General features: G+C 69.6%; 22 protein-coding genes and 2 pseudogenes. 17 read left to right on the top strand and 7 right to left on the bottom strand.

From position 1 onward, the window contains the following. Positions 1 to 152: 152 nt before the first annotated feature. The 3 genes from RV986_RS37100 to RV986_RS37090 form a co-directional block, all read right to left on the bottom strand. Positions 153 to 1,124, bottom strand: coding sequence for a helix-turn-helix domain-containing protein (locus tag RV986_RS37100; protein WP_475921551.1), 972 nt, complete (start codon positions 1,122 to 1,124; stop codon positions 153 to 155). Between the two features lie 105 nt (positions 1,125 to 1,229). Then, a complete protein-coding gene (locus RV986_RS37095) occupies positions 1,230 to 2,339 on the bottom strand; it encodes a serine hydrolase domain-containing protein (protein WP_475921550.1) in 1,110 nt (369 codons plus the stop codon). A 17-nt stretch (positions 2,340 to 2,356) separates the two neighbouring features. Next, positions 2,357 to 3,766 (bottom strand): multidrug effflux MFS transporter, encoded by a 1,410-nt coding sequence (locus tag RV986_RS37090; protein ID WP_475921549.1) that lies wholly within the window; start codon positions 3,764 to 3,766, stop codon positions 2,357 to 2,359. Between the two features lie 87 nt (positions 3,767 to 3,853). Here RV986_RS37090 and RV986_RS37085 point away from each other — a divergent pair, with 87 nt between their 5' ends. Both RV986_RS37085 and RV986_RS37080 read left to right on the top strand, forming a co-directional pair. Further along, entirely contained in the window at positions 3,854 to 4,861 is a 1,008-nt protein-coding gene (locus tag RV986_RS37085; protein ID WP_475921548.1) for a Gfo/Idh/MocA family protein, read from the top strand. A gap of 46 nt (positions 4,862 to 4,907) precedes the next feature. Further along, positions 4,908 to 5,702, top strand: coding sequence for an SDR family oxidoreductase (locus RV986_RS37080; protein WP_475921547.1), 795 nt, complete (start codon positions 4,908 to 4,910; stop codon positions 5,700 to 5,702). 260 nt (positions 5,703 to 5,962) lie between these two features. Here RV986_RS37080 and RV986_RS37075 read toward each other — a convergent pair whose 3' ends face one another. Further along, on the bottom strand, positions 5,963 to 7,165 hold the full coding sequence (locus RV986_RS37075; protein ID WP_475921546.1) for a D-alanyl-D-alanine carboxypeptidase family protein: 1,203 nt from the start codon (positions 7,163 to 7,165) through the stop codon (positions 5,963 to 5,965). Between the two features lie 347 nt (positions 7,166 to 7,512). On the opposite strand from RV986_RS37075, the gene RV986_RS37070 reads away from it, so the two are divergent. Next, a complete protein-coding gene (locus RV986_RS37070) occupies positions 7,513 to 8,985 on the top strand; it encodes an ABC transporter permease (RefSeq protein WP_475921545.1) in 1,473 nt (490 codons plus the stop codon). A gap of 57 nt (positions 8,986 to 9,042) precedes the next feature. Continuing rightward, complete coding sequence (locus tag RV986_RS37065) at positions 9,043 to 9,756, top strand: ABC transporter ATP-binding protein (RefSeq protein ID WP_475921544.1); 714 nt, start codon at positions 9,043 to 9,045, stop codon at positions 9,754 to 9,756. A gap of 64 nt (positions 9,757 to 9,820) precedes the next feature. Here RV986_RS37065 and RV986_RS37060 read toward each other — a convergent pair whose 3' ends face one another. Continuing rightward, positions 9,821 to 10,144: a nuclear transport factor 2 family protein gene (locus RV986_RS37060; RefSeq protein WP_475921543.1), complete on the bottom strand. Its 324-nt coding sequence runs from the start codon at positions 10,142 to 10,144 to the stop codon at positions 9,821 to 9,823. Between the two features lie 142 nt (positions 10,145 to 10,286). Between RV986_RS37060 and RV986_RS37055 the strand changes: the two genes are divergently transcribed. Both RV986_RS37055 and RV986_RS37050 read left to right on the top strand, forming a co-directional pair. Next, on the top strand, positions 10,287 to 10,829 hold the full coding sequence (locus tag RV986_RS37055; protein ID WP_475921542.1) for a DoxX family protein: 543 nt from the start codon (positions 10,287 to 10,289) through the stop codon (positions 10,827 to 10,829). A 175-nt stretch (positions 10,830 to 11,004) separates the two neighbouring features. After that, entirely contained in the window at positions 11,005 to 11,610 is a 606-nt protein-coding gene (locus RV986_RS37050) for an NUDIX hydrolase (RefSeq protein ID WP_475924570.1), read from the top strand. A gap of 97 nt (positions 11,611 to 11,707) precedes the next feature. On the opposite strand, the gene RV986_RS37045 is transcribed toward RV986_RS37050, so the two are convergent. After that, on the bottom strand, positions 11,708 to 12,373 hold the full coding sequence (locus RV986_RS37045) for a DUF4097 family beta strand repeat-containing protein (RefSeq protein ID WP_475921541.1): 666 nt from the start codon (positions 12,371 to 12,373) through the stop codon (positions 11,708 to 11,710). A gap of 239 nt (positions 12,374 to 12,612) precedes the next feature. On the opposite strand from RV986_RS37045, the gene RV986_RS37040 reads away from it, so the two are divergent. The 4 genes from RV986_RS37040 to RV986_RS37025 all read left to right on the top strand — a co-directional run bounded on the left by RV986_RS37040 (position 12,613) and on the right by RV986_RS37025 (position 16,378). After that, positions 12,613 to 13,392, top strand: a complete 780-nt coding sequence (locus RV986_RS37040; protein ID WP_475921540.1) for a helix-turn-helix domain-containing protein — start codon at positions 12,613 to 12,615, stop codon at positions 13,390 to 13,392. 98 nt (positions 13,393 to 13,490) lie between these two features. Then, positions 13,491 to 14,129, top strand: coding sequence for a DUF6518 family protein (locus RV986_RS37035; protein ID WP_475921539.1), 639 nt, complete (start codon positions 13,491 to 13,493; stop codon positions 14,127 to 14,129). Positions 14,130 to 14,304: 175 nt separating this feature from the next. After that, positions 14,305 to 15,645 carry a hypothetical protein gene (locus RV986_RS37030; RefSeq protein ID WP_475924569.1) on the top strand — a complete coding sequence of 447 codons (1,341 nt, stop codon included), beginning with the start codon at positions 14,305 to 14,307 and terminating at the stop codon, positions 15,643 to 15,645. 70 nt (positions 15,646 to 15,715) lie between these two features. Next, on the top strand, positions 15,716 to 16,378 hold the full coding sequence (locus RV986_RS37025; RefSeq protein WP_475921538.1) for a histidine phosphatase family protein: 663 nt from the start codon (positions 15,716 to 15,718) through the stop codon (positions 16,376 to 16,378). Between the two features lie 46 nt (positions 16,379 to 16,424). Here RV986_RS37025 and RV986_RS37020 read toward each other — a convergent pair whose 3' ends face one another. Then, a complete protein-coding gene (locus RV986_RS37020) occupies positions 16,425 to 17,447 on the bottom strand; it encodes a LacI family DNA-binding transcriptional regulator (RefSeq protein ID WP_475921537.1) in 1,023 nt (340 codons plus the stop codon). 180 nt (positions 17,448 to 17,627) lie between these two features. Between RV986_RS37020 and RV986_RS37015 the strand changes: the two genes are divergently transcribed. The 7 genes and pseudogenes from RV986_RS37015 to RV986_RS36985 all read left to right on the top strand — a co-directional run bounded on the left by RV986_RS37015 (position 17,628) and on the right by RV986_RS36985 (position 26,360). Beyond that, positions 17,628 to 18,767 carry a phytanoyl-CoA dioxygenase family protein gene (locus RV986_RS37015; protein WP_475921536.1) on the top strand — a complete coding sequence of 380 codons (1,140 nt, stop codon included), beginning with the start codon at positions 17,628 to 17,630 and terminating at the stop codon, positions 18,765 to 18,767. Positions 18,768 to 18,787: 20 nt separating this feature from the next. After that, a pseudogene (locus tag RV986_RS37010) lies at positions 18,788 to 19,587 on the top strand (SDR family oxidoreductase). 106 nt (positions 19,588 to 19,693) lie between these two features. Next, entirely contained in the window at positions 19,694 to 20,698 is a 1,005-nt protein-coding gene (locus tag RV986_RS37005) for a Gfo/Idh/MocA family protein (protein ID WP_475921535.1), read from the top strand. Positions 20,699 to 20,861: 163 nt separating this feature from the next. Further along, positions 20,862 to 21,323, top strand: a pseudogene (locus tag RV986_RS37000) (MmyB family transcriptional regulator); the annotation flags it as partial. Positions 21,324 to 21,551: 228 nt separating this feature from the next. Further along, positions 21,552 to 21,764 carry a hypothetical protein gene (locus tag RV986_RS36995; RefSeq protein WP_475921534.1) on the top strand — a complete coding sequence of 71 codons (213 nt, stop codon included), beginning with the start codon at positions 21,552 to 21,554 and terminating at the stop codon, positions 21,762 to 21,764. A 74-nt stretch (positions 21,765 to 21,838) separates the two neighbouring features. Beyond that, positions 21,839 to 24,973: a lantibiotic dehydratase gene (locus RV986_RS36990; RefSeq protein ID WP_475921533.1), complete on the top strand. Its 3,135-nt coding sequence runs from the start codon at positions 21,839 to 21,841 to the stop codon at positions 24,971 to 24,973. Between the two features lie 106 nt (positions 24,974 to 25,079). Then, positions 25,080 to 26,360, top strand: coding sequence for a lanthionine synthetase C family protein (locus tag RV986_RS36985; protein WP_475924568.1), 1,281 nt, complete (start codon positions 25,080 to 25,082; stop codon positions 26,358 to 26,360). Positions 26,361 to 26,362: the final 2 nt, after the last annotated feature.

Genomic DNA, 26,362 nt, shown 5'->3' with positions numbered 1-26,362 from the left:
CCCGGCCGGTACGGACCCTGTTGGCGAATCCGCAGCGGAGCCGGCCTCCGTGGAAGTCGTGAGCACTAAATCAATTTAGTGCTCACGACTTCCGGCACACATGCTGGGCAGCCGACATGACCGACCGGATTCGCCAACAGCATCCGGTACGGTCAGGGCTCCTGGCGGCGGTGCCTGCTGGGTGGGGAGCCGTAGGCGGCACGGAAGGCGCGGCTGAAGGCGGCGTGGTGGGTGAAGCCCCAGCGGCTCGCGATGCGGTGGACGGGCATGTCACGTAACGCGGGGTCGGCCAGGTCGTGGTGGGCGCGCTCCAGACGCTGGCGGCGCAGATAGCCGGCGACGGTGTCGTCCTCGTCGCGGAAGAGGCTGTGCAGATGGCTCGGGGAGATGTGGTGGGCGACGGCGATCGCGCGCGGGGTCAGGTCCGGGTCCTGCAGATGCTGTCGGATGAACGCCCTGACGCGGAGGACCAGCGTCTGTCTTCGGGTCTCGGGGGTGAGCAGGTCCTCGGCGTCGAGGGCGTGCGCGAACAGCGCGGACACCAGGTCCACCGCGACGGTCCCGAGCCGGGGGCCGTCGGAGGTCCGGTAGCTGTCGGTGTCCGCCGTCAGCCGGGTCAGGAACTGGGCCAGCAGCGCGCCGATCCCCTCCCGTCCGGACAGCGCGGGCAGGCCGTTCCGCATGACCTCACCGACCTTGGCCCGGGGCAGCGGCACCAGGCACTGGGGGATTTCGACACCGATGGTGGTGACCGGGCCGCCCTTGGCCCGGACCTCGCACGGTCGTGAGGAGTTGTTGGGTGAGAAGTGGAGCGGGTCGAAGGTGGCCTCCCGGTCGTCCCACGTGCCCTCCAGCCTCCCGCGCACCACGAGGCAGAGGTGGTAGGTCTCGGGATCGGACTCCCTGACCCGCTTGGGGGTTCGGCTGAGGACGACCGGCTTGAACGTTGCCGGCCACACGGTCACGTCGCCCAGCCCGATGATCCGTTGGTGCCCCCAGAAGTCCGCGGCGTGGTCGCTGCTCAGATCCACGGGAGCATGGCTTTGGCTCATCCGCTCACGCCACCAGTCGAACCGGTCGCCCGGGGCCACGTCCTCGGTCCGAAACACCGCCTCAGTGACCATGCTTCCCTCTGTCGACGCGAGTGATCAGCGGGGTCATTGTCACCGATTCCCCGCGCGCCCATGGGGAGAACCGGGGAGAAGCGAGGGGCAGGTGCGGGAGCGCTCTCACGTCCCCCGCACGGCCTGTGCCAGCCGCGTGCCCGCCGCCGCCCGCGGCCCGTTCTCCGGCGTCCGGCGGCGTGGATGGACCGTGTTCGCCAGCAGCACCAGGAACGTGTCCGTCGCCGGGTCCAGCACCAGTGACGTACCCGTGAACCCCGTGTGCCCCGCGGCCCCGTGCCCGGCGAGGGCGCCCATGAACCAGGGCTGGTCGACGGCGAAGCCGAGGCCCGGCGGGGTGAGCATCAGCTCGACGAAGTCGGGGCCCAGGATGCGGGCGGGGCCGTAGGAGCCGCCCGCGAGCAGGGCCCGGCAGAAGATCGCGAGGTCGTGGGCGGTGGAGAAGAGGCCCGCGTGCCCGGCCACTCCACCGAGCGCCCACGCGTTCTCGTCGTGCACGACCCCCCGCAGCATCCCCCGGTCCGCCTTGGCCCACGGCCGCCGCTGGTCCTCGGTCGCCGCCGCGCCCGGGCACGGCCCGAAGCAGGTGGCCGACATCCCGAGCGGCCGGGTGATCCCGTCCTCGACGAGGACGTCGAGGGTGCGGCCGGTGATGCGTTCCAGGACGTACTGGAGGAGGAGCAGGTTCAGGTCGGAGTAGAGGTACTCGCCCGGTGCCGAGGAGGGCGGCTCCGCCCGGAGCAGCGCGAGGCGCGCCGCGTCGTCCGGGCAGTCGTACAGCGGGAGTTCGGGCCGCAGCCCGGAGGTGTGCGTGAGCAGCTGCCGTACGGTGATGTCGTACGCGGAGGCCGCCCGGAACTCCGGGAGATACGCCCCCACCCGCGCGTCGATGCCCAGCGTGCCGCGCTCCAGCTGCTGCACCGCGGCGACCGCCGTGAAGAGCTTGGTGAGGGAGGCCAGGTCGAAGGGGGTGTGCACGGTCACCGCCTGCCGCGCCTCGGGCCGCAGTTCGACCCCGGTGTCGGTCTTCGCGTCGTACGACGCGTAGCGCACCGCCCAGCCCGCCGCCTCCTCGACGGCGATGACCGGACCGCGCCCGGCGACCAGGACGACGCCCGCCGCCCAGGGGTGCGGACCGCTGGTGAGGGCGCGGACGTCCGCCGCGAGGTGGCGCAGTTCGGTCGGGTCGAGGCCGGCCCGTTCCGGTGTGTCCACGCGCAGTCTCGGTGCGCTCAGCTCTCCGCCGCCTTTCCGTCCGCCGGGTGTCCCGGCTGCCAGGGACGGCACAGTCCCACGAAGCAGGCGACGGCCACCAGTATCGCCGCCAGTTGGACGACGGCCATCGGGACGGCCGTGTGTTCCCCGGCGATGCCGACGAGGGGCGAGGCGATCGCGCCGATGAGGAAGGAGGAGGTGCCCAGCAGCGCGGACGCGGAGCCCGCCGCGTACCGGACGCGCATCAGGGCGAGCGCCTGCGTGTTGGGCAGGGCCAGGCCCATCGCGGACATCAGGACGAACAGGGCGGCGGCGATCGGTACCAGCCCGGCCTTGCCGAAGACGCCGGAGGAGAGCAGGAGCAGCGCGGTCGCGGCGAGGACGATCAGCGCGAGGCCGGTGGCGAGGACCTTGTCGAGGCTGACCCGGCCGACCAGGATCTTGCCGTTGATCTGGCCGACGAGCACCAGGCCGACGGAGTTGACGCCGAAGAGCACGCTGAAGGTCTGCGGGGAGGCGCCGTAGATTTCCTGGATCACGAAAGGGGAGGCGCTGATGTACGCGAACAGCGCCGCGAAGGCGAAGCCGCCCGTGAGCATGTAGCCGGTGAAGACACGGTCGGCGAGCAGTCCGCGCATGGCGCGCAGCGCCTCGCCGACCCCGCCGCCGTGCCGCTGCTCGGGCCTGAGGGTCTCGGGGAGCTTCGTCCAGACGAGCGCGGTGAGCGCGATGCCGACGACGGTCAGGACGACGAACACGCCCCGCCAGTCGGTGGCGCGCAGGATCTGGCCGCCGATGAGGGGCGCGACGACCGGGGCGACACCGGAGATCAGCATGAGGGTGGAGAAGAAACGGGCCATCGCCATGCCGTCGTACAGGTCCCGTACGACGGCTCGCGCGATCACGATGCCGGCCGCGCCCGCGAGGCCCTGCGCGAGGCGGAAGGCGACGAGGAGTTCGACGTTCGGGGCGACGGCGCACAGGGCGGTGGCCAGGACGTAGACGACGAGCCCGACGAGGAGCGGGCGCCTGCGGCCCCATCTGTCGCTCATCGGTCCGACCACGAGCTGGCCGAGCGCCATCCCCGCGAGGCATGCGGTCAGCGTGAGCTGGACGGTCGTGGCGGGGGCGTGCAGCGAGCGGGTGACCGCCGGCAGGGCCGGGAGGTACATGTCCATGGACAGCGGGGGCGTGGCGGTGAGGCCGCCGAGGATCAGCGTGACGAGGAGTCCGGTGCGGCGAAGGGCACCGGGGTCCGGCACTGGTGGCGCCGTCTTCGGTACGGCTGCGGACGCGGGCACTGTTTCCGGTACGGACAGGGATACGGATCCGGGGGCCGGCGTCGCTTTGGGTACGGCGACGGCCGTGTTCGGTATGTACCTCCCCGGGTCTTCCTGATCCCGCCTGACGCGCCCGCGCTCGGGCATGAGCCCCTCCCTCTTCGAGTGATCCGCCACCTATGCTCTCAGTTCGAACGGGGTGTTCGGAGTCACGGAGCGAGGGGCGGGGCCGGAATGGCGGGCGTGGGCGAACGGGTGCGGTGGGGGATTCTGGCGACCGGTGGGATCGCCGCGGCGTTCACGGCGGATCTGGTGGACATGCCGGACGCCGAGGTGGTGGCCGTGGCCTCGCGGACGGACGCCTCGGCGAAGGCGTTCGCGGAGCGGTTCGGGATACCCCGGGCGTACGGGGACTGGGCGTCGCTCGCCGCGGACGAGGACGTCGACGTGGTGTACGTCGCCACCCCGCACTCGGCGCATCGGGCCGCCGCCGGGATGTGTCTGGAGGCCGGGCGCCATGTGCTGTGCGAGAAGGCGTTCACGCTGAACGTGCGCGAGGCGCGGGAGTTGGTCGCGCTCGCGAAGGAGCACGACCGCTTCCTGATGGAGGCCATGTGGATGTACTGCAATCCGCTGATCCGGCGGCTCAAGGGGCTCGTCGACGACGGTGTGATCGGTGAGGTCCGCACGGTTCAGGCCGACTTCGGAATCTCCGGCCCGTTCCCGCCCTCGCACCGGCTGCGCGACCCGGCGCAGGGCGGGGGCGCGCTCCTCGATCTCGGTGTCTATCCGGTGTCGTTCGCGCAGTTGCTGCTCGGGGAGCCCTCGGGCATCACGGCGAGAGCGGTGCTCTCCGACGAGGGCGTCGATCTCCAGACCGGAGCACTGCTCACCTGGGAGAGCGGCGCTCTCGCTTCGGTGCACTGCTCCGTCAACGGCGGTACCCCCGTGGCCGCCGCCGTCACCGGCTCCCAGGGCCGCATCGACATCCCGGGCGGCTTCTTCTTCCCGGACCGCCTCGTGCTGCACCGCGACGGCCAGGACCCCGAGGAGTTCACGGCCGACCCGGCGGACGGTCCGCGCACCAGCCTCAAGCACGAGGCCGCCGAGGTGATGCGCGCGCTGCGGGCCGGCGAGAAGGAGTCACGGCTCGTCCCCCTGGACGGCAGCCTCGCCGTGATGCGGACGCTCGACGCGATACGTGACCAGATCGGCGTCCACTACCCCGGCGAGACCGACTAGCACGGCGAACGAGGCATTCACGGCCCCTCCCGTACGCTGCGGGGCCATGAATGCCATGCAGACGAAGATCGCGGTGGTGACCGGAGCGGGCTCCGGCATCGGCCGCGCCGTGGCCGCCGAACTGCTGCGCGCCGGCTGGTCGGTGGCGCTGGCCGGACGCAGGCCCGAGACGCTGGAGGAGACGGCGGCCCTCGTCCCCGAGGGGCCCTCCCTCGCCGTACGCACCGACGTCTCGCGTCCCGAGGACGTGGCCGCCCTGTTCGACGCGGTGCGTGAGCGCTTCGGCCGGCTGGACCTGCTCTTCAACAACGCGGGTACGTTCGGCCCGGGCGGCGTCCCGCTGGAGGACCTGCCGTACGAGGCCTGGCTCCACGTCGTGAACACCAACCTCAACGGCGCGTTCCTGTGCGCGCAGGCCGCCTACCGGCAGATGAAGGAGCAGGACCCTCCCCCACTCTCGGCTTCGCTCGAGCGGGGGGACCCCCATGGCGGCCGGATCATCAACAACGGCTCGGTCTCGGCGCACGCGCCCCGCCCGCGGTCCGCGCCGTACACGGCGACCAAGCACGCGCTGACGGGGCTGACCAAGTCGCTGTCCCTGGACGGGCGTCCGTACCGGATCGCCTGCGGTCAGATCGACATCGGCAACGCGGCGACCGACATGACCGAGCGCATGCGGACCGGAATCCCGCAGGCGAACGGGGAGACGGCGGTCGAGCCGGTGATGGATGTGGCGGACGTGGCGCGCACGGTGCGGCACATGGCGGAGCTGCCGCTGGAGGCGAATGTGCAGTTCGCGACGGTACTGGCGACGGCGATGCCGTACGTGGGGCGCGGCTGAGGCTGCCGCGGACCGTTCGTCAACGACTCAACCTGCACAAACGGAAGCTGAACGTCCGTACCGTTCGGGCCGATAGCGGGCTTATGCTCATTGCTCCTCCACCATAGCTTCACACTTGGAGTGGAGGACTTCGGTACGACCACGGTCCACACCGAGGGGGGTGGTGGCAGCCGTTCCGCGGCCCGGGTGGGGGCGGACCTCGCGCGGGACCGCGAGGTGAGCTCCGGGCCTCGGAACGGCTGCCCCGATAACGCCCCTGGTCAGCCCTGTTGACGGTCCTGCCGTTCCTCCGGGGCCTCGTCCCCCACCACCCGCCGCCGCCTGCGCCACGCGTACGCCCCGCCCGCGAGCAGCGCGACCGCTCCCCCGGCCCCGCCGACCAGCCCCCACGACGAGTCGCCGCCCGCGGCCGCCGCCGCGGGTGCTCCGGCCGCGGCCTTCGCCGCCTTCCGGGTCGGGGGCGCGGTGGCGCCGCCCTCGCTGAGCGGATCGACGAGGGTGCCCACGGACTGCGCCCGCGCGCCCTTGCCGAATCCCCAGTCGAGCAGCGCGGCCGTCTCCTCGTAGACGCCGCTGCCGCCGCTCTTGGGGTGCATCACGGTGACGAGGAGGGTCCGTCCGCCGCGGGTCGCGGCGCCGGTGAAGGTGTTGCCCGCGTTGCTGGTGTAGCCGTTCTTGACGCCTATGAGTCCGTCGTACGTCGGCACGCCCCACGCACCGGTCAGCAGACGGTCGGTGTTCTGGATCTGGAAGGTCTTCTTGCCGCCCGCCGGGAAGTTCGCGGTCTTCGTGTGGCAGTAGGCGCGGAAGTCGGCGTCGGCGAGGCCGTGCCGGGCGAACAGCGTCAGGTCGTAGGCGGACGACAGCTGCCCCTTGTGGTCGAAGCCGTCGGGGCTGACCACGTGGGTGTCCAGGGCCTGCAGGTCCTCGGCCTTGGCCTGCATCTGGGCGACCGTCCCGGCGAGGCCGCCGTTCATATGGCTGAGCACGTGCACCGCGTCGTTGCCGGAGCGCAGGAAGACACCGAGCCACAGCTGCTCGACGGTGTAGGTGATCCCGGGCTTGACGCCGACCAGGCTGGAGCCCGAGGGAATGTCGGCGAGGTCGGCGTCGGTCACCTTGTAGCGCTCGGTCCGCTCGAACTTCTTCAGCACGGTGTCCGCGAAGAGCATCTTCAGCGTGGAGGCGGGCGCCAGCCGCGTGTGCGCGCGGTACGAGGCGAGCACCTCGCCGCTCTCGTGGTCGGCGACGAGCCAGGAGCGGGCGGTGAGCCGTTCGGGCAGCCCCGAGGCGCCGCGTATCTGGACACCGGCGCGGGCCAGCCGCTCACCGCCGATCGTGGCGCTCTTGGCACTCGCGGAGGCGGGGCCGGCCGCGGCCAGGGGGAGGGCCGCGGCGAGGCCGAGAGCGGCACGGCGGGTGAGCGGGGCGGAACGCGGGGGGACGGGAGAGGAATCGCGCATCCCGGGACCGTACAAAAGCGGTTCGCGGCGCCGCACGGCGGGGTGTCGAAGATGCCGAGCGGCGGACGCCCGAAGACGCTCAAAGGAAAGGCACGGCGCACACAAAGGCGCGTCAAAGCCGCGCCCCGCCCCGTACGTCCGGCCCTCTCATGCCCTCAGCACCCCACTCAACAGGGGTTTCCTGGCAATAGCCCCTCCGGACCTTAGGAATCAGCTGTCTTACCGAATATTGATTCCGGCCCCCACTTTCTCAGCTCTCACACATCTCTTACTCAGCCCCGCTCAAAGGTTTCTCCATAGCTTGTGGCCGCGCCCACAGCGGGCGCCAAGAACCTTTGGGGAACGGGATGTTTGGCATCTATCTCAAGCGAGAGCTGAGCCGGCGCAAGAAGGCGGCCCTGGTGATCGCCATGGGTCTGGCGCTCGGTATCGCGCTGGTCATCACCGTCAACTCGGTGTCGGCCGGCATGCAGCAGGCGCAGGACAAGGTCCTGAAGTCGCTGTACGGGCTGGGCACCGACATGACGGTGACGAAGGCCCAGACGGCGCCTTCGGGCAACTCGTCCGGCAGACCGAAGTTCGACTTCAACGCCAAGTCGGACAGCAGCACCAAGCAGAGCTCCGACCGCGTGATGACGCAGGGCGGGCAGTCCCTGGCCTCCTCGCTGGTCACCAAGGTCTCCGCGCAGAAGGGCGTGGCGAGCGCGGTGGGCGCGCTGAGCCTGAACGTCACCAAGGTCGACGGCTCCTTCACCCAGGGCACCGCGAAGTCCTCGACGGGGTCCGGCAGCTCCTCCCAGCAGGGCGGCCCCGGCGGGGGCCAGGGCGGCGGCAGCACGGGCGCTCCCCAGGTGCAGGGCGGCGGCGCCTCCTTCGACGTGAACTCGTACTCCGTCTCGGGCGTCGACGTCACCAACCAGGACCTCGGCCCGCTGGCCACCTCGAAGATCACCACGGGCAAGACCTTCACCGCGGCGCAGACCGACGCGAAGGTCGCGGTGCTCAGCAAGTCGTACGCCAAGGAGAACAAGTACACGGTCGGCAAGACCCTCACGATCTCCGGCACCAAGTACACGATCATCGGTATCGCGACGCCGGACAGCAGTGAGTCGACGGTCGACGTCTACCTGCCGCTGAAGCAGGCGCAGACGCTGGGCGACGCCAAGAACAAGGTCACCACGATCTACGTCAAGGCGACCGACTCCCAGCAGATCGACACGGTCAAGTCGACCATCCAGAAGAACATCTCGGGTACGACGGTCACCACCTCCGCCGACCTCGCGTCCACCGTCTCCGGCTCCCTGTCGACCGCCTCGAACCTGGCGACCAGCGTCGGCAAGTGGCTGTCCATCGCGGTGCTCGTGGCCGCGTTCCTGGTGGCGGCGCTGCTGACCTCCTCCGCCGTGTCCCGCCGGGTGCGTGAGTTCGGCACCCTCAAGGCGCTCGGCTGGCCGTCCCGCAAGGTCACCCGGCAGGTCGTCGGCGAGTCCATCGTGAACGGTCTGATCGGCGGCGCGCTCGGCATCGCCATCGGCCTCGGCGCGGCGTACGCGGTGACGGCGATCAGCCCGAAGCTGACCGCGGAACTCGGCAACACCGGCGGCGGTGGCGGTGGCATGGGCGGTGGCCCCGGTGGCGGCGGTCCCGGTCAGCAGGCGGTCAAGAACACCATGGACATCGCGCTCTCGGCGCCGGTCTCGGTGACCACCATCGCGCTCGCCGCGGGCCTGGCCATCGCGGGCGGCCTGATCGCCGGCGCGATGGGCGGCTGGCGCGCCTCCCGGATGCGCCCGGCGGACGCGCTGCGCAGCGTCTCCTGATCCCTTTCGAAGGGATCCTCTTCCGCACCTTCATCTTCTTCATTCTCGGAGAACCTCATGTACAAGCTCACCGGCGTCACCAAGCGCTACACGCGGGGCAAGGAGACGGTGGAGGCGCTGCGTGGCATCGACCTCACCATCGAGGACGGCGACCAGCTCGTCATCCAGGGCCCCACCGGCGGCGGCAAGTCCACCCTGCTCCAGATGATCGGCGGCCTGGACCGCCCCTCCTCCGGCAGCGTCGAGCTGGACGGCGTCGACCTCGCCTCCGTCAGCGAGGCCAAGCTGACCCGGCTGCGCGCCGAGAAGATCGGCATCATCTTCCAGTCGTTCAACCTCATCCCGACGCTGACCGCGCAGGAGAACGTCGAGACCGCGCTCGTACCGCTCGGGGTGAAGCCCAAGGAGCGGCGCGAGCGGGCCGCCGAGGCGCTGGCCTCGGTCGCCCTCGGCGACCGCCTGACACACGCGCCGTCCGAACTGTCCGGCGGCCAGCAGCAGCGTGTCGCCATCGCGCGCGCCCTGGTCAAGAAGCCGAGGGTGCTCCTCGCGGACGAGCCGACCGGCAACCTCGACGAGGGCACCCGCGACGACATCATGGGCCTGCTGGAAGGGCTGTGGCACGAGTACGGGCTGACCTTCATCATGGTCACCCACGACTCGTCGATCGCCCGCCGGGCACCGCGCCTGGCGACCATCAAGGCGGGGCAGATCTCGCTGACCGAGCAGGGTGCGCGGAGCGCCGTGTCCCAGCAGTACGCCGCGCAGTAGTCGGCAGTAGTCGTACGGCGGCAGGGGCGTCCCTCCCCTTCCTCGCGGCTCCCGGGTGGTTCGGCTACGCCTGGCCGGTCTCGAAGCGGGTGATCCTGCCGTCGTCGACGGTGAAGCTCCACCTCGTCTTCATCTCGCCCCAAGTGTCGTTGTTGTAGCGGGCGATGAGGGCACGGCCGCCGTTCGACTCGTTGTCGACCTCCATGTGGCCGCGGGAGGAGAAGATCTCCCGATCGGTCCAGTCGGCGAGGTCGCGGTCGGCACCGTCGTCGGACATGGTCGCGCCGGGTGCGAGGACGGCCTGGAAGGCGTCACGGTCATGGGCGTTCACAGCGGTGACGAAGGCCCGGACGGCCGGGTCGCTGAGTTTCGCTACCTGAATCGTCATGGGAGTCACCCTCACACCGGTCCCGGGCGCCCGCCACCCGAACGACACCCCGAACACGTCGGTCACACGTCATCGGTGCGACGGTGGAGACACGGGAGGGACCGTTGACCGTTGCCGCCGTCCGTCTGCTCTGGGAGCCACCGTGACCTGTTACGACCGAAGCGATCTGGGCCTGCTGCTGCTCCGTCTGGGCACGGGCGGAGTGCTGGCCGCGCACGGGACGCAGAAGCTCTTCGGCTGGTTCGGCGGGGGCGGTCTCGAAGCGACCGGGACGGCCATGGAGTCCATGGGCTACACCCCCGGGAAGGCGAGCGCGACGGCGGCGGGGCTGGCCGAGGCGGGCGGGGGCACCCTGCTGGCGCTGGGCCTCGCGACCCCCGCGGCGGGCGCGGCGGCGGCCGGGGCGATGGTGGGCGCGGCCGCGGTGCACGCGCCCAACGGGTTCTTCGCCCACGCCGGCGGCTACGAGTACGCGGCGTCGCTCGCCCTGACGGCGGCGGGCCTCGCCGTGGCCGGCCCCGGCCGTCTCTCGCTGGACCACGCGCTCGGCCACGCCGTGAACCGCGGCTGGATGGTCCCCCTGGCGCTCGGCGTCACGGCGGCGGTCACACTGGCCGTGGTGGGGGCGCGGAACAAGAGGGTGCGCCGGGCGGCCGAGGGCGAGCAGGGCACGCTGTTCGACTGACCCGCTCGAAGACCTGGGCAAGGTCGATGCCCAACTCCGTGCAGCCGAAGGACGCCTGCGGGTCTTCCCGCGAGTGCGGCCCTTGTTCGCCCTGCCGCCGCGGCCACGACCGGCGCCGGCCGGCTCGACCCGCGAGAGGCTGTGGCTCCCCTGCCATCATGTGTCCGTGGTCACCATGGATTCCTCGAACGTCCCCGACCAACTGCTCCGCGCCCGGCTGATGCAGGTGCTCGGCGGCATCGAGCCCTGGGACGATCAGGAGCGGACACACCTCGCCGCAACTGCGGAGTGGATCACCGGCGGCGCTCCCCTCTGCAGGACGCTGAAGCCCGCCACCCCGGCGAAGCATCTGGTCAGCTACTTCGTCGTACTCGATGAGACCCGCGAGGAGCTCCTGCTCGTCGCCCACCGCAAGGCCGGCTTGTGGCTTCCCAGCGGCGGCCACGTCGAGCCGACGGAGGATCCGTGGGACACGGTCCGGCGTGAATGCCGCGAAGAGCTGCGCATCGAGGCCGTACCCGCCTCGATCACCGGCGACCGCCCGCTCTTCCTGACCGTCACACGGACGCGCGGCCAAGGGCAGCACACTGACGTGTCCTTGTGGTACGTCCTGCGAGCAGAGGCAGGCCGGGTCATTTCCTTCGACGAAACCGAGTTCGACGCGATCAAGTGGCTCTCCTTGGACCAGGTCCTCGCCACGCCGGAGGACACCCTCGACCCCCACATGCACCGCTTCACTCGCAAGCTGATGAGCGTGCAGGCCCTCCATGGCCCTGCCTAGGAGCGCGGGGTGATCCGCCGGCCGAGATCCGGGACGCCTACGGCCACCACCCGTACGGGGACGCCGAGTGGGGCCGTAGGTTCCGCGTTCTGCTCCTTCAGAGGCTGCGGGCGGTGATGTCGCCGCGGGAGGTGGTGGCGCGGATGTCGAGCTCCGCGGTGCCGTCGTTCTTGAGGGCGTTGCTGACGCGGCCGTAGTCGGTGCCGGCGTCCAGGGCGGCCGAGACGCCGGCGGCGGCGCCGACCGAAATGTCGCCGGACTGGGTGCGGAGCACGACCGTGCCGCGCACGGCCTCGGCGATCCGGATGTCGCCCCTCGCGGTGCTGATCTCCGCGGGGCCGCCCAGCCGGCCGACCTCGACGTCGCCGTCGATCGCGGTGAGGCGGACGCTCGCGGCCTCGTCGATCTTGATCTGGCGGTACGCGCCTTCGAAGGCGACGTCGCCGAGGCGTCCGACACCGCGGAGCTCGGCGCTGGCGGCCTTGGCCTCGACGCGGGAGCCGGCCGGCAGCTGGACGGTGATCTCCAGGGATCCGGAGGGCCCGAAGAGCTGGTTGTCGGGGGTCGGGCCCGTGATCCGCAGGACACCGTCGGCGTAGGCGACTTCTGTCTGCTCGGCGGTCTTGGTGTCGCGGCTCTTGGAGGGGTTGGCGGGCAGGACCTCGACGGTGGTGTCGGCGCGGTCCGCGGCGATGAACTGGATGCGTCCGGCGGGGATGTCCAGGACGGCGGAGATCGGGGCGGGGGTGTCGAACTTCTGCATCGTGTTCTCCGGTGCTCGCTCGTTGTTTCTGACATCGGAAACGCTACGTTGCTTTCCAGAACGCGACAACATGTTCGTTGCATGAAATCAGCATTCATGCAGGTAGAGGCCAAGAAACTGTTGCAACGGTCTTGAGCGTAACGCAACGGCAACCGCCCTGATCATTGCAATGGATGAGAAGTGAACGCTATAGTGGGGGAGATCGGGGACCGCCACGAAGGATCACCAAGGAGATCGCGATGCCGGGAGGCAGGCTCACCCAGCAGGAACGCCAGCAGATCGCGCTGGGGCTGGCCGACAGCCTCCCCTACGCCGAGATCGCCCGCCGCCTCGACCGTCCGACCTCGACGATCACGCGGGAGGTGATGCGCAACGGCGGCCCCACCGCCTACCGCGCCGACCTGGCCCACCGCGCCACCGAGCGTCGCGCCCACCGGCGCAGGCCCGCCCCCTCCCGCGGGCCGGAGTCGGTCCCCCAGCCGCACGGACGCGACGCCGAGGCCGTGGCCGCGTACGAGGAGACGCTCACCACCGTCCTCATGGCCTCGGGCCTGACCAAGATGACAGCCCGGGTGCTGACCTGCCTGTTCACCACCGACGCGGGCAGCCTCACCGCGTCCCAGCTCGCCCAGCGCCTCCAGGTCAGCCCGGCGTCCATCTCCAAGGCGATCACCTTCCTGGAGAGCCAGAGCCTCGTCCGCCGAGAACGCGACGAACGCCGCCGCGACCGCTACGTCGTCGATGACGAGCTCTTCTACCAGGCGACGATCGCCGGCGCCCGATCCAACGACCAGCTCGTCGAAACCGCGCGCCAAGGCGTCGCCGTCCTCGGCCCCCACACCCCCGCCGCCACCCGCCTGGAGAACATCGCCCGCTTCCTCGACTTCATCAGCGAAAGCATCACCCGCGCCGCCGAACAGGCCCGCGAAGTCCTCCACACCAGACCCGAAAGCAGACCCGAAACCAGACCCGAAACAACCTCGAACGACACCGCCCGACCAAGTCCGGACCACAGCTAGTCGGCCGTCCAACCACCTCTGGCGCGGGGAGATCTGCCGGACGAGCAGCCGCCATTACTATACATCGCGCGTATACATCATGTGTATAGTGCGGGGGCATGGCTACCGCAACCGTGTCCCGTCGCGACACCCCCGTCACCGTCCTCACCGCGACCGCGGCCTTCGGGCTGCTGCTCGGCTGGGCGACGTACGGCCTGCACGGGACGACACCCCTGTTGGAGCGGGCGACCAACTCGGTGTCCGCCTGGATCATCTGGACCGCCGCGGCCGGTGCGCTGATCCGTGCCCGGCAGCTCGCCGTCTGCGGCGGGGCGTTGATGATGCTCACCACCTGCGGCGGCTACTACACGGCGTCCACGCTCGGGGACACGTTCGGGGCCGGAGGGCTCGGAACCGCCGCCGTGTGGTCGGTGGCGGGGCTGGCCGGAGGACCGCTGCTGGGGTGGGCCGGGTGGACGGTACGGCGCGGGCGGGGGGACGTACGGGCCGTGGCCGGGGCGGTCATCGCGACGGTGGTGCTGGGGGAGGCGCTCTGGCTGGGCCTGGCGCTCCACTACTGGGGAGAGGCGGCCGTCTTCCTGACCGTCGGCGCGCTGCTCACCGCTCTCCTGACCGTCTACCTGGCGCGCGCCGGGGTGCACCGCTACTGGTTGTGTGCCGTGCTCGCTCCCGTGGGCGGCCTCGCCTTCCACCTCGCCGAGAAGGGCATCCTCGACGGCCTGCTCGGATCGGTATGACTCCGTGAACGGCGCCCGCACTTGTCCACCCCGTTTCACCCCGTGGACGTGTTCGGGCCGTCGGCAGTTGGTGGGAGCGGCCGAGCCTTCTCGTCGACATCGCGCCGACGAAAGGGTCCCCGTGCAGGACTACGTTTTCCCCTCGGGTCGCAGGGCGGTCGCCGTGCTGGGCGGGATGCTCACGCTCGCCGCCATGGGCATGGGAAGCCAGGCGAACGCGGCGAGTTACGGTACGCCGACGCTGTCACTGTCGGCGACGTACCTGTCCGGCGCGGTGGGCGCGAGCGGGGATCCGGTCGTGAAGGTGACGGTCGCTCAGAGCGGCGCCGACGCCGGGGCGCTCGCCGTCGCGGTCACCAAGAGCAGCAAGACCTCCGTGGCCACCACCGCCGACGTCACGGTCTCCGGGACCGGCACCACCCGCCAGGTCGCGGTCGCCGCGCGCGGCCGGGGCTACACCGACCTGACCGTGAAGGTCACCGGCGTGGACGGGCAGAGCGCCACCAAGACGCTGCACTACGCCGCGTCCGCCGCCGTCCAACAGGCCGCGGACAGCAGGTACTTCACGGGTTCCAGCGACGCCTCCGCGGCGGTCGACGTCGGGGGCGGATACCTGGTCGTGGCGGACGACGAGTCCAACACCCTGCGCCTGTACGACCGTTCGGTCTCCGGCGCGCCCGTCAGGACCTGGGACTTCAGCTCGAACATCGGTGTCTCCAAGGAGATCGACATCGAGGGCGCCACCCGCGTCGGCGACACGATCTACTGGACGGGTTCGCTGGGCAACAACAAGGACGGCGAGTACAAGTCCGCCCGCAACACGGTCTTCACCACCAAGGTCACCGGCTCGGGCGCGGCGACCGCCCTCTCGTACGGCGGCTCGTACAAGAAGCTCCGGGACGACCTCGTCGCCTGGGACGAGGCGCACGGCGACCGCTACGGCTTCGCGGCCGGCACCGACGACGGCCAGGTCCCCAAGCAGATCGACGGGTTCAACGTGGAGGGGCTGGAGTTCGCGCCGGGTTCGACGACCACCGCGTACGTCGGCTTCCGCGCCCCCCTCGCCCCGGCGGTGCCCGGCGGCAGGGCGCTCCTCGTCCCCGTCACCAACCTCGACAAGGTGGTCGGCAGTGGCGCCGCGGCCGCCTTCGGCACCCCGATCGAGCTGGACCTCGGCGGTCTGTCCGTCCGCGACCTCCGCAAGAACGCCGCGAACCAGTACCTGATCGTCGCCGGCTCCTGGGAGGCCGACGACAACAGCGACCCGTACGCCCTCTACTCCTGGGACGGCGACCCGGCCCACGCCCCGGTCAAGCGGCTCGACCTGCCCACCTCGGACCCGGGCGGCTGGGAGGCGGTCGTCGACGTCCCGGACCTCACCACCCCCGGCGCCCGCGCCCAGCTGATCACCGACGACGGCTCGGCCGACCTGTACGGCGACGGCACCGAGGCCAAGGACCTCACCCACCCGGAGTGGCAGAAGTCCCGGGCGACCTGGTTCACGGTCGGCGGCTGAGGCGACCCGGGCCTGCGGGGACGGACCCCTGGGCCTCCGTGCACGTACCGCCGTCTGAGAAGGTGACCGTATGCGCCTGATCCTCATCCGCCACGGCCAGACCCCGTCCAACGTGGCGTTCCTGCTCGACACCGCCACCCCGGGCCCGGGTCTCACCGCGCTCGGCGAGAAGCAGGCCGCCGCGCTGCCGGAGGCACTCGCGGACGAGGACATCGACGCGCTGTACGCCTCCACCCTGGTCCGCACCCAGCTGACCGCGGCCCCGCTGGCGGCGGCCCGTGGACTGGAGGTGCTCGTACGGGACGGCATCCGCGAGCTGTCCGCCGGGGACCTGGAGATGCGGGGCGACACCGAGGCGGCCCGGCTGTATCTGACGACGGCGTTCGCCTGGGTGGACGGGGAGCCCGAACGCCGTCTGCCGGGCGGGGAGAGCGGCACGGAGGCGCTGGGCCGGTTCGACGCGGTGGTGGCGGAGGCCGCGGCGACCGGCGCCGGCAGCGTCGCCATGGTCAGCCACGGTGCCGCGATCCGGGTGTGGACGGCGGCCCGGGCGCGCAATGTCGACGTGCCCTTCGCCGGCGCCCACCGGCTGGACAACACCGCCGTGGTGATCCTGGAGGGGTCCCCGCGGGAGGGCTGGCAGGCCCTGTCCTGGGCGGGCGCGGACCTCGGGGCCGCGGCACCCGGGCGGGCGAGCGGCCCCGCGGGACAGCCGTTGGGCCAGGCCGAGTAGCCCGCGGTCGCTGCCGGGGCCGCGCGCGGACGCGGCAGCGGGGCCGTCACCCCGGCGGCATGTTGTACGGCGTCACCACCTGGATCGCCGACGGCAGGAACGGGCCCTCGTCCGGCAGTGCCTGGTGGGCCCGCATGATGGTCTGGCAGGCGCGCCGCATGTCCTGCCGCAGGTCGTGGTGGAGCACCGCGGACAGCCGCAGCTCCGCCAGCAGCCGGGTGTTGTCGTGGTCCAGGTCGTGCGCGACGAAGGCCCGCACCTCGCGGCCGAGCGCGGCGAAGGCCTCGATGGTCGCGGTGTTACCGCCGCCGATGGAGTACACGGCGTTGATCTCCGGATCCCGTTCCAGGGCGGCCAGGACCAGGGCCCGCTGCGTCGAGTCGAGTCCGTCGCTGTCCGTCACCTCGACCAGCCGGCGCGCGGGGTCACCGGCGCGCATCTTGCTCCGGAAACCCATCTCGCGTTCCTCCTCGTTGCGGAAGGAGCCACGGCTGATGGTGACGAGCACATGGCCGGGGCGGTCGCCGAGCCACTGCCCTATCAGGTAGGCGGCGGTGGCTCCGGCGGCCCGGTTGTCGATGCCGACGTACGCCAGGCGCTGGCTGCTGGGCAGGTCCGTCACCAGCGTGACCACCGGGATGCCGGCCGCCACCAGCCGGCCGACCGCGGCGGTGACCTCGGGTACCTCGGGGGCCTTGAGGATCACTCCCTGCGAACCGCGCGCGGCGATCCGGTCCAGGTCCCGCACCAGCTCCGCCGCGGGGTCCGTCTCGCGGAAGTGGAACCGTGAGCGCACGACCGCCGGGTGCAGGGAGGGCAGTTCCGCCTCCAGGGCGTCACGCACCGCGGAGGAGAACCGCTCCGGTGTCTGCATCACTATGTCGATCATGAAGGTGCGGCCGCCGATACGGACCTGGGTGCGCTGGCGGTCCAGATCGCTGATGGCCTGCCGCACCTCCCGGGCGGTGCTCTCGCGGACGCCGCCGCGGCGGTTGAGGACCCGGTCGACCGTCGCCTCGCTCAGGCCGGCCTGCCGGGCGATCTCGCGGATCGTATACGGATGTCCCATGTGGTCCCTTGCTGCGTGTTCCTTGCCGTGTTCCTTGCCGCGTCCGTTGCCGTCCTGTGCCGCGTCCCGCGGTCCAGCGGTCGGATGAGGGGTTTTTGATGGTTCTCTGCGGATTGAATGATGGCCCCGTCCTCATGAGACTGGCAGAAAGGTCACCGCACCGGAAGGACCGGATCACGGATGTGGTTCACCGAGGAGGACTGTCGTCTCGACACCTTCCGCCCACTGGTCGAGGAGCGGACGGACGTACGTGACTACCCGAGGGCCGAAGAGGTCGTACAGAACGTCCTCGTGTACGACAGCGAGCGGCTGCGCGCCTCGTACGAGAGCCGCTCGGTACGGGCCGAGCTGGTGCGCGCGCTGCTGGACGGGCCGGGCGTCGTCGTGCTGCGGCGGGCGTTCACGGACCCGGACGTCCTCGACCGTGCCACCGCCGTCTTCGAGGCGCTGATCGAGGAGGAGCGGGCGACGGGCGCGGCCCGCGGTGACCACTTCGCCGCGCCGGGCGCCAACGACCGGGTGTGGAGCGCGCTGGACAAGATGGCCCTGCGCGCCCCCGAGGTCTTCGCCGACTACTACGCCAACGACATGCTGGCCCTCGCCGCCGAGGCCTGGCTCGGCCCCGGCTACCAGGTCACCTCGCAGATCAACGTGGTCAACCCGGGCGGCCCGGCGCAGCGCCCGCACCGGGACTACCACCTCGGTTTCCTCTCCGACGAACAGGCGGCCCGCTACCCGGCCCATGTCCACCGCCTCTCCCCCGTGCTGACCCTCCAGGGCGCGGTGGCGCACTGCGACATGCCCGCGGAGTCCGGCCCGACGCTGTACCTGCCGCACTCGCAGAAGTACGAGCCGGGCTATCTGGCCTGGCGGCGCCCGGAGTTCACCGCGTACTTCGACGAGCACCACGTCCAGCTCCCGCTCGCCAAGGGAGACGCGGTCTTCTTCAACCCGGCGCTCTTCCACGCCGCGGGCCACAACCGCTCGGCGGACATCCTGCGGACGGCGAACCTGCTGCAGATCTCCTCCGCCTTCGGCCGCGCGATGGAGACCGTGCACCGGGAGGCGATGGCGAACGCGCTGTTCCCGGTACTGCTGCGGCGCGGGCGCGAGGGCGCGGGCGAGGCCTGGCTGCGCCGGGTGGTGGCGGCCTGCGCGGAGGGCTATGCGTTCCCCACCGACCTCGATCTGGACCCGCCGGTCGACGGACTCGCCCCGCCCTCCCAGGCGGACACGGTGTGGCGGGCCGTCACGGAGGAGTGGAGCCCACAGCGGCTGCGCCAGGAACTGCGGGACGGCGCCAAGCGCCGCCGGAGCTGAAAAGGACGGGCATCACCTTCATGAACCAACTGCTCGGGGACAAAGTCGTTCTCGTCAACGGTGGCAGCCAGGGCGTCGGCGCCGGCATCGTACGGGCCGCGCTGCGCGAGGGCGCGACGGTCGCCTTCACCGGGCGCCGTGCCGAGGTCGGCGAGAAGTTCGCCGCGGAGACCGGCGCCACCTTCGTACGGGCCGATCTGGCCGATCCCCCGCAGGCCCGCGGCAGTGTCGAGCGGGCGGTGGCCGCTCACGGGCGGATCGACTGTCTCGTCAACGCGGCCGGACTGACGTCACGCGGCACGCTGCCGGACACCACGCCGGAGCTGTTCGACGCGCACATGGCGATCAACCTGCGCGCCCCCTTCTTCGCGATGCAGGCCGCCGTCCAGCACCTGGTGGACCGCGGGGCGCCGGGCACCGTCGTCAACATCATCACCTCCGCCGCGCACGGCGGGCAGCCCTTCCTCGCCCCGTACGTCGCCGCCAGGCCGGACTCATGGGCCTCACCCTCCCCCACGCTCGGCTTCGCTCGCGCGGGGGGACCCCCATCGCCGCCCACGCGCACCGCTGGGACCGGATCCGGATCAGCGGCATCAACATCGGCTGGACCGACACCGAGGGCGAGGAGGAGATTCAGCGCATGTTCCACGGCGCGGGCGACGACTGGCGGGAGAAGGCCGCCCGGTCACAGCCCATGGGCAAGCTCGGGCAGGTCGACGAGATCGCCGACTTCGTCGTCTTCCTGCTCTCCGACCGCAGCGGGGTGGTCACGGGCTCGGTCGTCGACTGGGACCAGATCGTCCTCGGCGGACTCGACTGATTCCCCTGTCCCCTCATCCCTAGTCCCTCACCGGACTCCCTCACCCCCCTCAACCCCCTCACCCCCTCAGCGGGCATTCCCCCACTGGTTTTAGGAGCGACTTCTCATGCGTATCGGCATCTTGGGGCTGGGTCGGATCGGCGCCTTCCACGCGGCGACCCTCGCCGGACTCGACGCGGTGGACACCCTGGTGGTCAGCGACCCGGTGGCGGCGGCCACCGCGGCGGCGGTGGAGCGCTTCGGGGCGACGGCGGTGGACTCCCCCGAGGCGGTGCTCGCCGCCGGGGTCGACGGCGTCGTCGTCGCGGCCGCCACCGACGCGCACCCCGCGCTCATCCTCGCCGCGGTCAAGGCGGGCATCCCGGTGTTCTGCGAGAAGCCGGTGGCGCGGACCGTCGAGGAGAGCCTCGACGTACTGAACGCGGTCCAGGGCAGCGGCGTCGAGGTGCAGATCGGCTACAACCGGCGCTTCGACGCGGGCTGTGTGGCCGCCCGCAAGGCGGTGGTCGGCGGCGAACTCGGCAAGCTGCACACCGTACGGTCGACCACGCTGGACCCGGCGCCGCCGCCCGCCGCGTACGTGGCCGTCTCCGGGGGCATCTTCCGGGACTGCAGCGTGCACGACTTCGACATCGTGCGCTGGGTCACGGGCCGTGAGGTGGTCGAGGTGTACGCGGTCGGCGGCAACCGGGGTGCCGAGTACATCGCCGAGGCGGGTGACGTCGACACCGCCTCCGCGCTCCTCACCCTCGACGACGGAACGATCGCCCTGGTCTCCAACTCCCGCCACAACGCCCGCGGTTACGACGTCCGCCTGGAACTGCACGGCATGCGGGACAGCATCGCCGTGGGCCTGGAGGACAAGCTGCCGCTGCGCTCCGTGGAGCCGGGCGCGACCTTCCCTGCGGGCACACCGCACGACTTCTTCATGGACCGGTTCGCCCCCGCCTACCGCGCCGAGCTCACCGCCTTCACGGAGGTCGTCGCGGGCCGCGCCACCTCTCCGTGCACGGTCGCCGACGCCATCGAGGCCGGCCTGATCGCCGAGGCCTGCACCCTCTCGCTGACAGAGCACCGGCCCGTACGGCTGGAGGAGGTACGCCGGGGCTGACCCCTCGATGTGCGCAGGCCGGACGGCCCGCCCGAGTCTTCGGGCGCGCCGTCCGGCCTTTGCGTGTCGTGTCCGGACTTTGTCTGCCGCTGGATGTCAGGGGCGCCGGAGGGTCTTGACGGCGCGGCGTTCGTCCATGGTCCGGTAGGTAGCCCTCGTCGGCGACTTCGCGCGGATCCCGGAAGAGGAACGCACCTACGCCCGGATCGCCTTCTCCCCCGCCGTGCGAAAGCTGTACGCGGACGGGGAGGCCACGGCCCGTACGGTGGTCGCCCAACTCCACAGGGAGGCGGCCCACAACGCCGGCTCGCCCCGTCTCACCGCCCTCGTGAACGACCTGTCCGAGCGGGACCCGGACTTCCGGCGCCGGTGGGCCGCCCACCACGTGGCCGCCCGCACCACCGGCACCAGGACGCTTCACCATCCGGTGGCCGGCGAGCTCGTCCTCGAACGGGACACCCTCACCGCCGGCACCGACCCCGACCAGCAACTCATCGTCTGGACCGCCGCCCCGGGCACGCCCACGCACGAGGGCCTGCGTCTTCTCGCCGCTTGGGCCGCGGACCACCGTGCGGCCTGCCGGGGCGCCCTGGAGACGGTCGGGGAGAAAAATCACCGCTCTTGACGGCTGACCGACCACGGCCGCGGGCCACCACGGCGGCGAACGGCGGAGCCTCCCGTCGTGCGCACTCCGCAGGCACACAGTCATCGCCCTGTGATCGATTCAAGAAAGCTACAAGGATTCGACCTCACCCCCAATGCCACTCTCGATCTACGGCCGCGCAGCACCATCCGCGCACGGGGGAGGCCGCGTCCCACTCACGCCGATTTCAGACGATGACGGAGGATCACCATGCCCACCGCAATTCTGCTCGACGACGCCCAGGACACCCTCAGCAACGAGCTGGACCTCGACCTGCACATAGCCGAGCTCGAGGTGTCCGGGGACAAGGCACCGTCGCTGGGTGAACTGACCCAGGGCAACTGCTGGGCCACGGCCGAGTGCTGCAGCGTCGGAGGGTCCGTCAGCACCCTCTCGCCCGTTTCCATGTGCCTCCTCTGCTAGATCGACCGAAGGCATTGCCTGGTGTGGGGAGGAACGACACCTCCCCACACTTCACGTCCGATCAAGGAGAGGGCATGGACCAGGTCTGTTTCCACGCCGGCCAGCCGATGGCACTCAGGGTGTCGACCTTGCCCAGGGGGGCGCTCAACGTCACATCACCGGACGTGGCGAGTGACGGTTCCGCCGAGCGTACGCAACTTGTCGCATATCTGCTTGAACTGGCCAAGGACCCCGTACTGCGTGAAGCGGTGCATGTTGCCAGCGAGAGCCTCTCCCGGTCTCTCGACGAGTTGGAGTCCGGCCGGGAACTCACTCTGAAGAAGCTGAACAGCCTGGCCATCTCCTTTACGCGCTACGCACTCCGGATGGAGACCCGGTCGACGCCGTTCGGTCTCTTCGCCGGCGTGACGATCCCTACGGTCGCCGCGATCGCCGCGATGGATGAAGGCGGTGCGGCCGGCAAGTCCGTCGGCCTGGACGGACAGTGGCTGGACGAGACCGTGTCCCTGTGGCTGAGCAAGCCCGAGATACGACGCCGCCTCCAGGTCACGGCGAACAACCTGGCCACCGTCCATGACGGCAGGGTTCGAGTGACGTGGCCGGTGCCCGGTGCCCCTCACGGCCCGGACGGAACGGCTGCGCAGCAGGAGACATCGATCCGAATGACTCCCTTCGTCGAGTGGGTTCTCAACGAGGCGAGCGCCCCCGTGCCCTACGCAAATCTCCTGGATCAAGCGATCACGAGGTTCGACAAGTTCTCCGAAAGCGATATCGACGGGGTACTTTCCCAGTTGACCTCGCACGGCTTCCTCCTGACATCAGTCACCCCCGGAAAAAATGACGCAGACTACTGGGGCCGGGTTACCAAATCCGTGGCACAAGAGACTGATGGATCCCGTCTCGGTCTATCGGAATGGACGGAATACGAAGAGGCAGAGCTGGGAGACGGACGGGCCGCGTGGGATCGGGCGTTGGCCCGCATGCGGAAGATCTCACCGGATGTGACACCGCAACTGCGAGTAGAAACACGGATGCCGCACCGGGTATCTCTTTCCCCATCGGTGCTGCGCGAGGTCGAGGAATACGCGTCAAGCATGTGGCGCATCGCTCCTGAAGTAGAACCGCGACCGCATCTGCGCGAATACATGGATCGCTTCAGGGACAAGTACGGGACGGGCGCAGCGGTTCCCCTGCAAGAGTTGGTGGACCCGCACCGCGGCCTCGGCTACCCGCGCGGATACCGCGGTTCGCCTTGGCGCGGTCAGGATGTGGTTCCGACGCCCACAGGAGAGCGGCGGGCCCTGCTCGGGGAACTCGTCCAGGAATCCCTGGCGACAGAGCAACGCGAGATCGTACTCACGGACGAAGTGCTTGAACAGATTTCGGAAGACACCCGCGCACATGTCCCGCTGCCGTCCATGGAACTCTGCCTGCAAATTGTCTCACACAGTACGGAGTCCATCCAGAACGGCGATTTTCGCCTACTGACATCGCCCTTTACCGGTTCCTGGCTGAGCGGCGCCAGCGTAGCCCGTTACGGCGACCTTCTGCAGTCCGCCGAGAAAATATCCTCTCTCGTCCGATCAGGCTCGGGGTCCGAACAGATCACTGCGGAGGTCGTTTTCGCGCCGCGTGTAGCGAGGGCGCTCAATGTCATGCAGACGCCCAGTGCGTTCCTGCCTTATGAGATTCCGCTGGGGGTTTACGCCGACAGCCGCAAGAGGAACGTGATCGACTGGCGTGACCTGCTGGTGACAGCCACGCCGTCGGGCCTGGAAATAACCTGGTCGAAAACTGGCAAGCGGGTGGTTCCCGTCGTGGCCCACATGCTTGACATGGAGACCGGGGCGCCAAATCTCGCACGTTTGCTCAACGAGCTGAGTCTTTCGCAGGTGAAGCCTTGGTACAGCTGGCGATGGGCAGGACTCGAAGCCTTGCCGATGCTTCCGCGGGTTACTCGCGGCAGAACTGTCGTCTCACCATTGCGCTGGAAGCCGACCCGCCACATGCGCGACGCCACGAAGAACTGGGCCGACTGGAACTCGGCACTCGAAGAATGGCGGGGCAGGTACAGGGTTCCGAACGAAGTCCGCATAGTGCACAGCGATCGAGCGTATTTCCTCGATCTCAACGACACGTGGCATCGGAAGATATTTCGGAACGAGTTGGCACGTGGCGAAATATCGGTGTTCGAGGATCTGACCGAGGGTGGAAAACTGCTCGGCTGGATCAACGGACACAGCAATGAACTGGTTGTTCCGCTGACCTCCCATGTTCCCCAGACCTCCGGTGTTGCCGCGAAAACAACCGAGAAGCGACAGACCAGAAGCATGACACCCCATGCCCGGAAAGAATTCCATCTTCCCGGCGAGGAGTGGGTTTATGCGAAGTTCTTTGCACTCCCCGACAGACAGAACACCCTGATTGCGCTCCACATTCCGCGCCTGATCAAAGAGGTCGAGCCTCATATCGACTGCTGGTTCTACATGCGATTCAACGACCCGGAGCCGCACATCAGGCTGAGGATGCGTGGCAGGGCCCACGACCTTGCCACGCACGTTCTGCCGGCCCTGGGCAGGCACGCCCGGGAACTCAGGGAGTCCGGTGCCATCTCCTCTCTGCAGCTCGACACCTACGAACCGGAGATCCAGCGGTACGGCGGCCCCTCCGCCATCAGCGTTGCCGAAGAACTGTTCAACCTGGACAGCCAGGCTGCCGTGGCACAGATCAGGTGGCGCCTGCGTAACGGCGGCGAAGCCATCCCCGACGAGGTTCTGGCTGCCATGAACTATGCGGTGTTCCTTGAATCGCTGGGGCTGTGGAACTGGCCCTCCTGGGTCGTCCGCAAGTTCCAACTGCAGCCCCAGCACAAGTTCTTCCAGCAGCATCGCCGGATCTCCACAGGGCTGGTAGTGCCAGGGCGTGCTGCCGAGCAGCTGGCCGAGGTCATTGGATTGCCAGGGCTGCAGGCCCTATGGATGGATTCTCCATCAGCAGGTGTGTATGGCGCCATCGTCGGTGTCAACGATGCCGATCCGGATCGAACACCTCTGGCCGAAGACACGATCCTTTCAGTGCTGCACATGCAGCACAACCGTCTGATCGGGATCAACAAGGAGAAGGAGAAACGCAGTTACGCCGTTCTTCGAGGCGTTGCGCTGGCCCACACCGAGAGGATGAAACGGGGAATTGTCTCACCTCGACAGTAATCCTCCGCAGGACGACCAGGGACGGGGCCAGTTGTTGACGAGCGAGTTGCGGGAAAGGGCGCTTTCCGCAGGAGAATTGGTGAGAGCCCGGCTTTCCGATCCTGACATGGTCGTGTCTCGCACCGGCATACCCGGAGTGCGGTCCGTAGCCGTCGATCGGCACAGACCGAATCCCCTCTGGGACGATCTTTCACTGGCCGGCGGATACCCAGGCGTCGCTCTGCTGTCCAGCTCATCACGATCCGCTTCTCCTCTCACGTCCAGCAGCACCCACTCTTTCCTTTCGGCCGCCTCCGCAGCTCTTTCGAAAACCGGCACAGCCACTGCCCTCCGACCTCAAGGCCTGTATCTGGGTGTCGGCGCCATGGCCTTCTCCGTTCTCATGGCTCACCGAGCCGGATTGGGCTACACCAAAGCCCTGACACGGCTCGATGAGTTCGTCAAGATACAGGTTGACCATGTGGTGCGCCGGTCCGAGCAAGCGTTCTTCGCCCGCCTGGCGGACTTTGATGTCACCCGCGGACTGAGCGGGACAGGACGATATCTGCTGGCCCGGGGGGATACCGGGAGCGAGGCGCTCAAGGTCGTCCTCCGCAGATTGGTACGCATGACCGAGCCGATCGCTCACAAGGGCTGCACGGTACCTGGTTTGTGGGCCATGGAAGGACCACGGCAGGGAACTCCGGACGACACCTACCAGGACGGCCACTTGAACTTGGGGCTGGCACACGGAATCGCCGGCCCGCTGTCTCTCCTGTCACTCGCCTATCGCGAAGGCGTCGTGGTCGGTGGGCACCAAGAAGCCATTGAACGGCTTGTGGATATTTTCCTCGATTTCGCCATGGAAGATCAAAACGGCGTCTACTGGCCTCGGCTGCTCACCCTTGACGACTGGCGACGCGGTGCGGCAGCGGAGGTGAGATCACGCCCGTCCTGGTGTTACGGCGTACCCGGCGTAACGCGGGCAATACAGTTGGCTGCCCTCGCCCTCGACAGACCTCACTGGCACACGATGGCACAAAAGTCGCTCCTCCCCTTGCTGTCCACACCCCTTGAGGAATTCGGTATCGAGGACGCCGGTCTGTGCCACGGCTGGGCGGGGCTGTTGCACCTGATACGGGCCTGCAATTCAACCATGCATGACCAGCGGTTTACGGAGTTGGAGCACCGTCTCGCTGAAAGAGTGCTCAGAAAATTCGATCCGGAATATTCATTCGCTTTCCGGACGGCGATGCTCAACACGCCTCAGGGAGCAGACATGCCTGGATTCCTTGACGGGGCCGGCGGCATCGCCCTCGCCTTGGAATCCTATGCCGAAGGCGACGCAGCATTCCGGGAAGCGGACGGCGAGCCGACCGGCTGGCAAGCAGCGTTGCTGATTTCCTGAAC

The organism is Streptomyces sp. RLA012 (genome assembly GCF_056270325.1).
The sequence above is the reverse complement of the archived record's forward strand: the minus strand, read 5'-3'. Positions and strand labels throughout refer to the sequence as shown.

Coding starts and splice junctions, on each gene's coding strand:
- RV986_RS37065 (WP_475921544.1), top strand. CDS start 9,043: ATGTACAAGCTCACCGGCGTCACCAAGCGCTACACGCGGGGCAAGGAG.
- RV986_RS37005 (WP_475921535.1), top strand. CDS start 19,694: ATGCGTATCGGCATCTTGGGGCTGGGTCGGATCGGCGCCTTCCACGCG.
- RV986_RS37050 (WP_475924570.1), top strand. CDS start 11,005: ATGGATTCCTCGAACGTCCCCGACCAACTGCTCCGCGCCCGGCTGATG.
- RV986_RS37045 (WP_475921541.1), bottom strand. CDS start 12,373: ATGCAGAAGTTCGACACCCCCGCCCCGATCTCCGCCGTCCTGGACATC.
- RV986_RS37075 (WP_475921546.1), bottom strand. CDS start 7,165: ATGCGCGATTCCTCTCCCGTCCCCCCGCGTTCCGCCCCGCTCACCCGC.
- RV986_RS36995 (WP_475921534.1), top strand. CDS start 21,552: ATGCCCACCGCAATTCTGCTCGACGACGCCCAGGACACCCTCAGCAAC.
- RV986_RS37035 (WP_475921539.1), top strand. CDS start 13,491: ATGGCTACCGCAACCGTGTCCCGTCGCGACACCCCCGTCACCGTCCTC.
- RV986_RS37060 (WP_475921543.1), bottom strand. CDS start 10,144: ATGACGATTCAGGTAGCGAAACTCAGCGACCCGGCCGTCCGGGCCTTC.
- RV986_RS37085 (WP_475921548.1), top strand. CDS start 3,854: ATGGCGGGCGTGGGCGAACGGGTGCGGTGGGGGATTCTGGCGACCGGT.
- RV986_RS37100 (WP_475921551.1), bottom strand. CDS start 1,124: ATGGTCACTGAGGCGGTGTTTCGGACCGAGGACGTGGCCCCGGGCGAC.
- RV986_RS37030 (WP_475924569.1), top strand. CDS start 14,305: ATGCTCACGCTCGCCGCCATGGGCATGGGAAGCCAGGCGAACGCGGCG.
- RV986_RS37070 (WP_475921545.1), top strand. CDS start 7,513: ATGTTTGGCATCTATCTCAAGCGAGAGCTGAGCCGGCGCAAGAAGGCG.
- RV986_RS37090 (WP_475921549.1), bottom strand. CDS start 3,766: ATGCCCGAGCGCGGGCGCGTCAGGCGGGATCAGGAAGACCCGGGGAGG.
- RV986_RS36990 (WP_475921533.1), top strand. CDS start 21,839: ATGGACCAGGTCTGTTTCCACGCCGGCCAGCCGATGGCACTCAGGGTG.
- RV986_RS37040 (WP_475921540.1), top strand. CDS start 12,613: ATGCCGGGAGGCAGGCTCACCCAGCAGGAACGCCAGCAGATCGCGCTG.
- RV986_RS36985 (WP_475924568.1), top strand. CDS start 25,080: ATGGTCGTGTCTCGCACCGGCATACCCGGAGTGCGGTCCGTAGCCGTC.
- RV986_RS37080 (WP_475921547.1), top strand. CDS start 4,908: ATGAATGCCATGCAGACGAAGATCGCGGTGGTGACCGGAGCGGGCTCC.
- RV986_RS37020 (WP_475921537.1), bottom strand. CDS start 17,447: ATGGGACATCCGTATACGATCCGCGAGATCGCCCGGCAGGCCGGCCTG.
- RV986_RS37015 (WP_475921536.1), top strand. CDS start 17,628: ATGTGGTTCACCGAGGAGGACTGTCGTCTCGACACCTTCCGCCCACTG.
- RV986_RS37025 (WP_475921538.1), top strand. CDS start 15,716: ATGCGCCTGATCCTCATCCGCCACGGCCAGACCCCGTCCAACGTGGCG.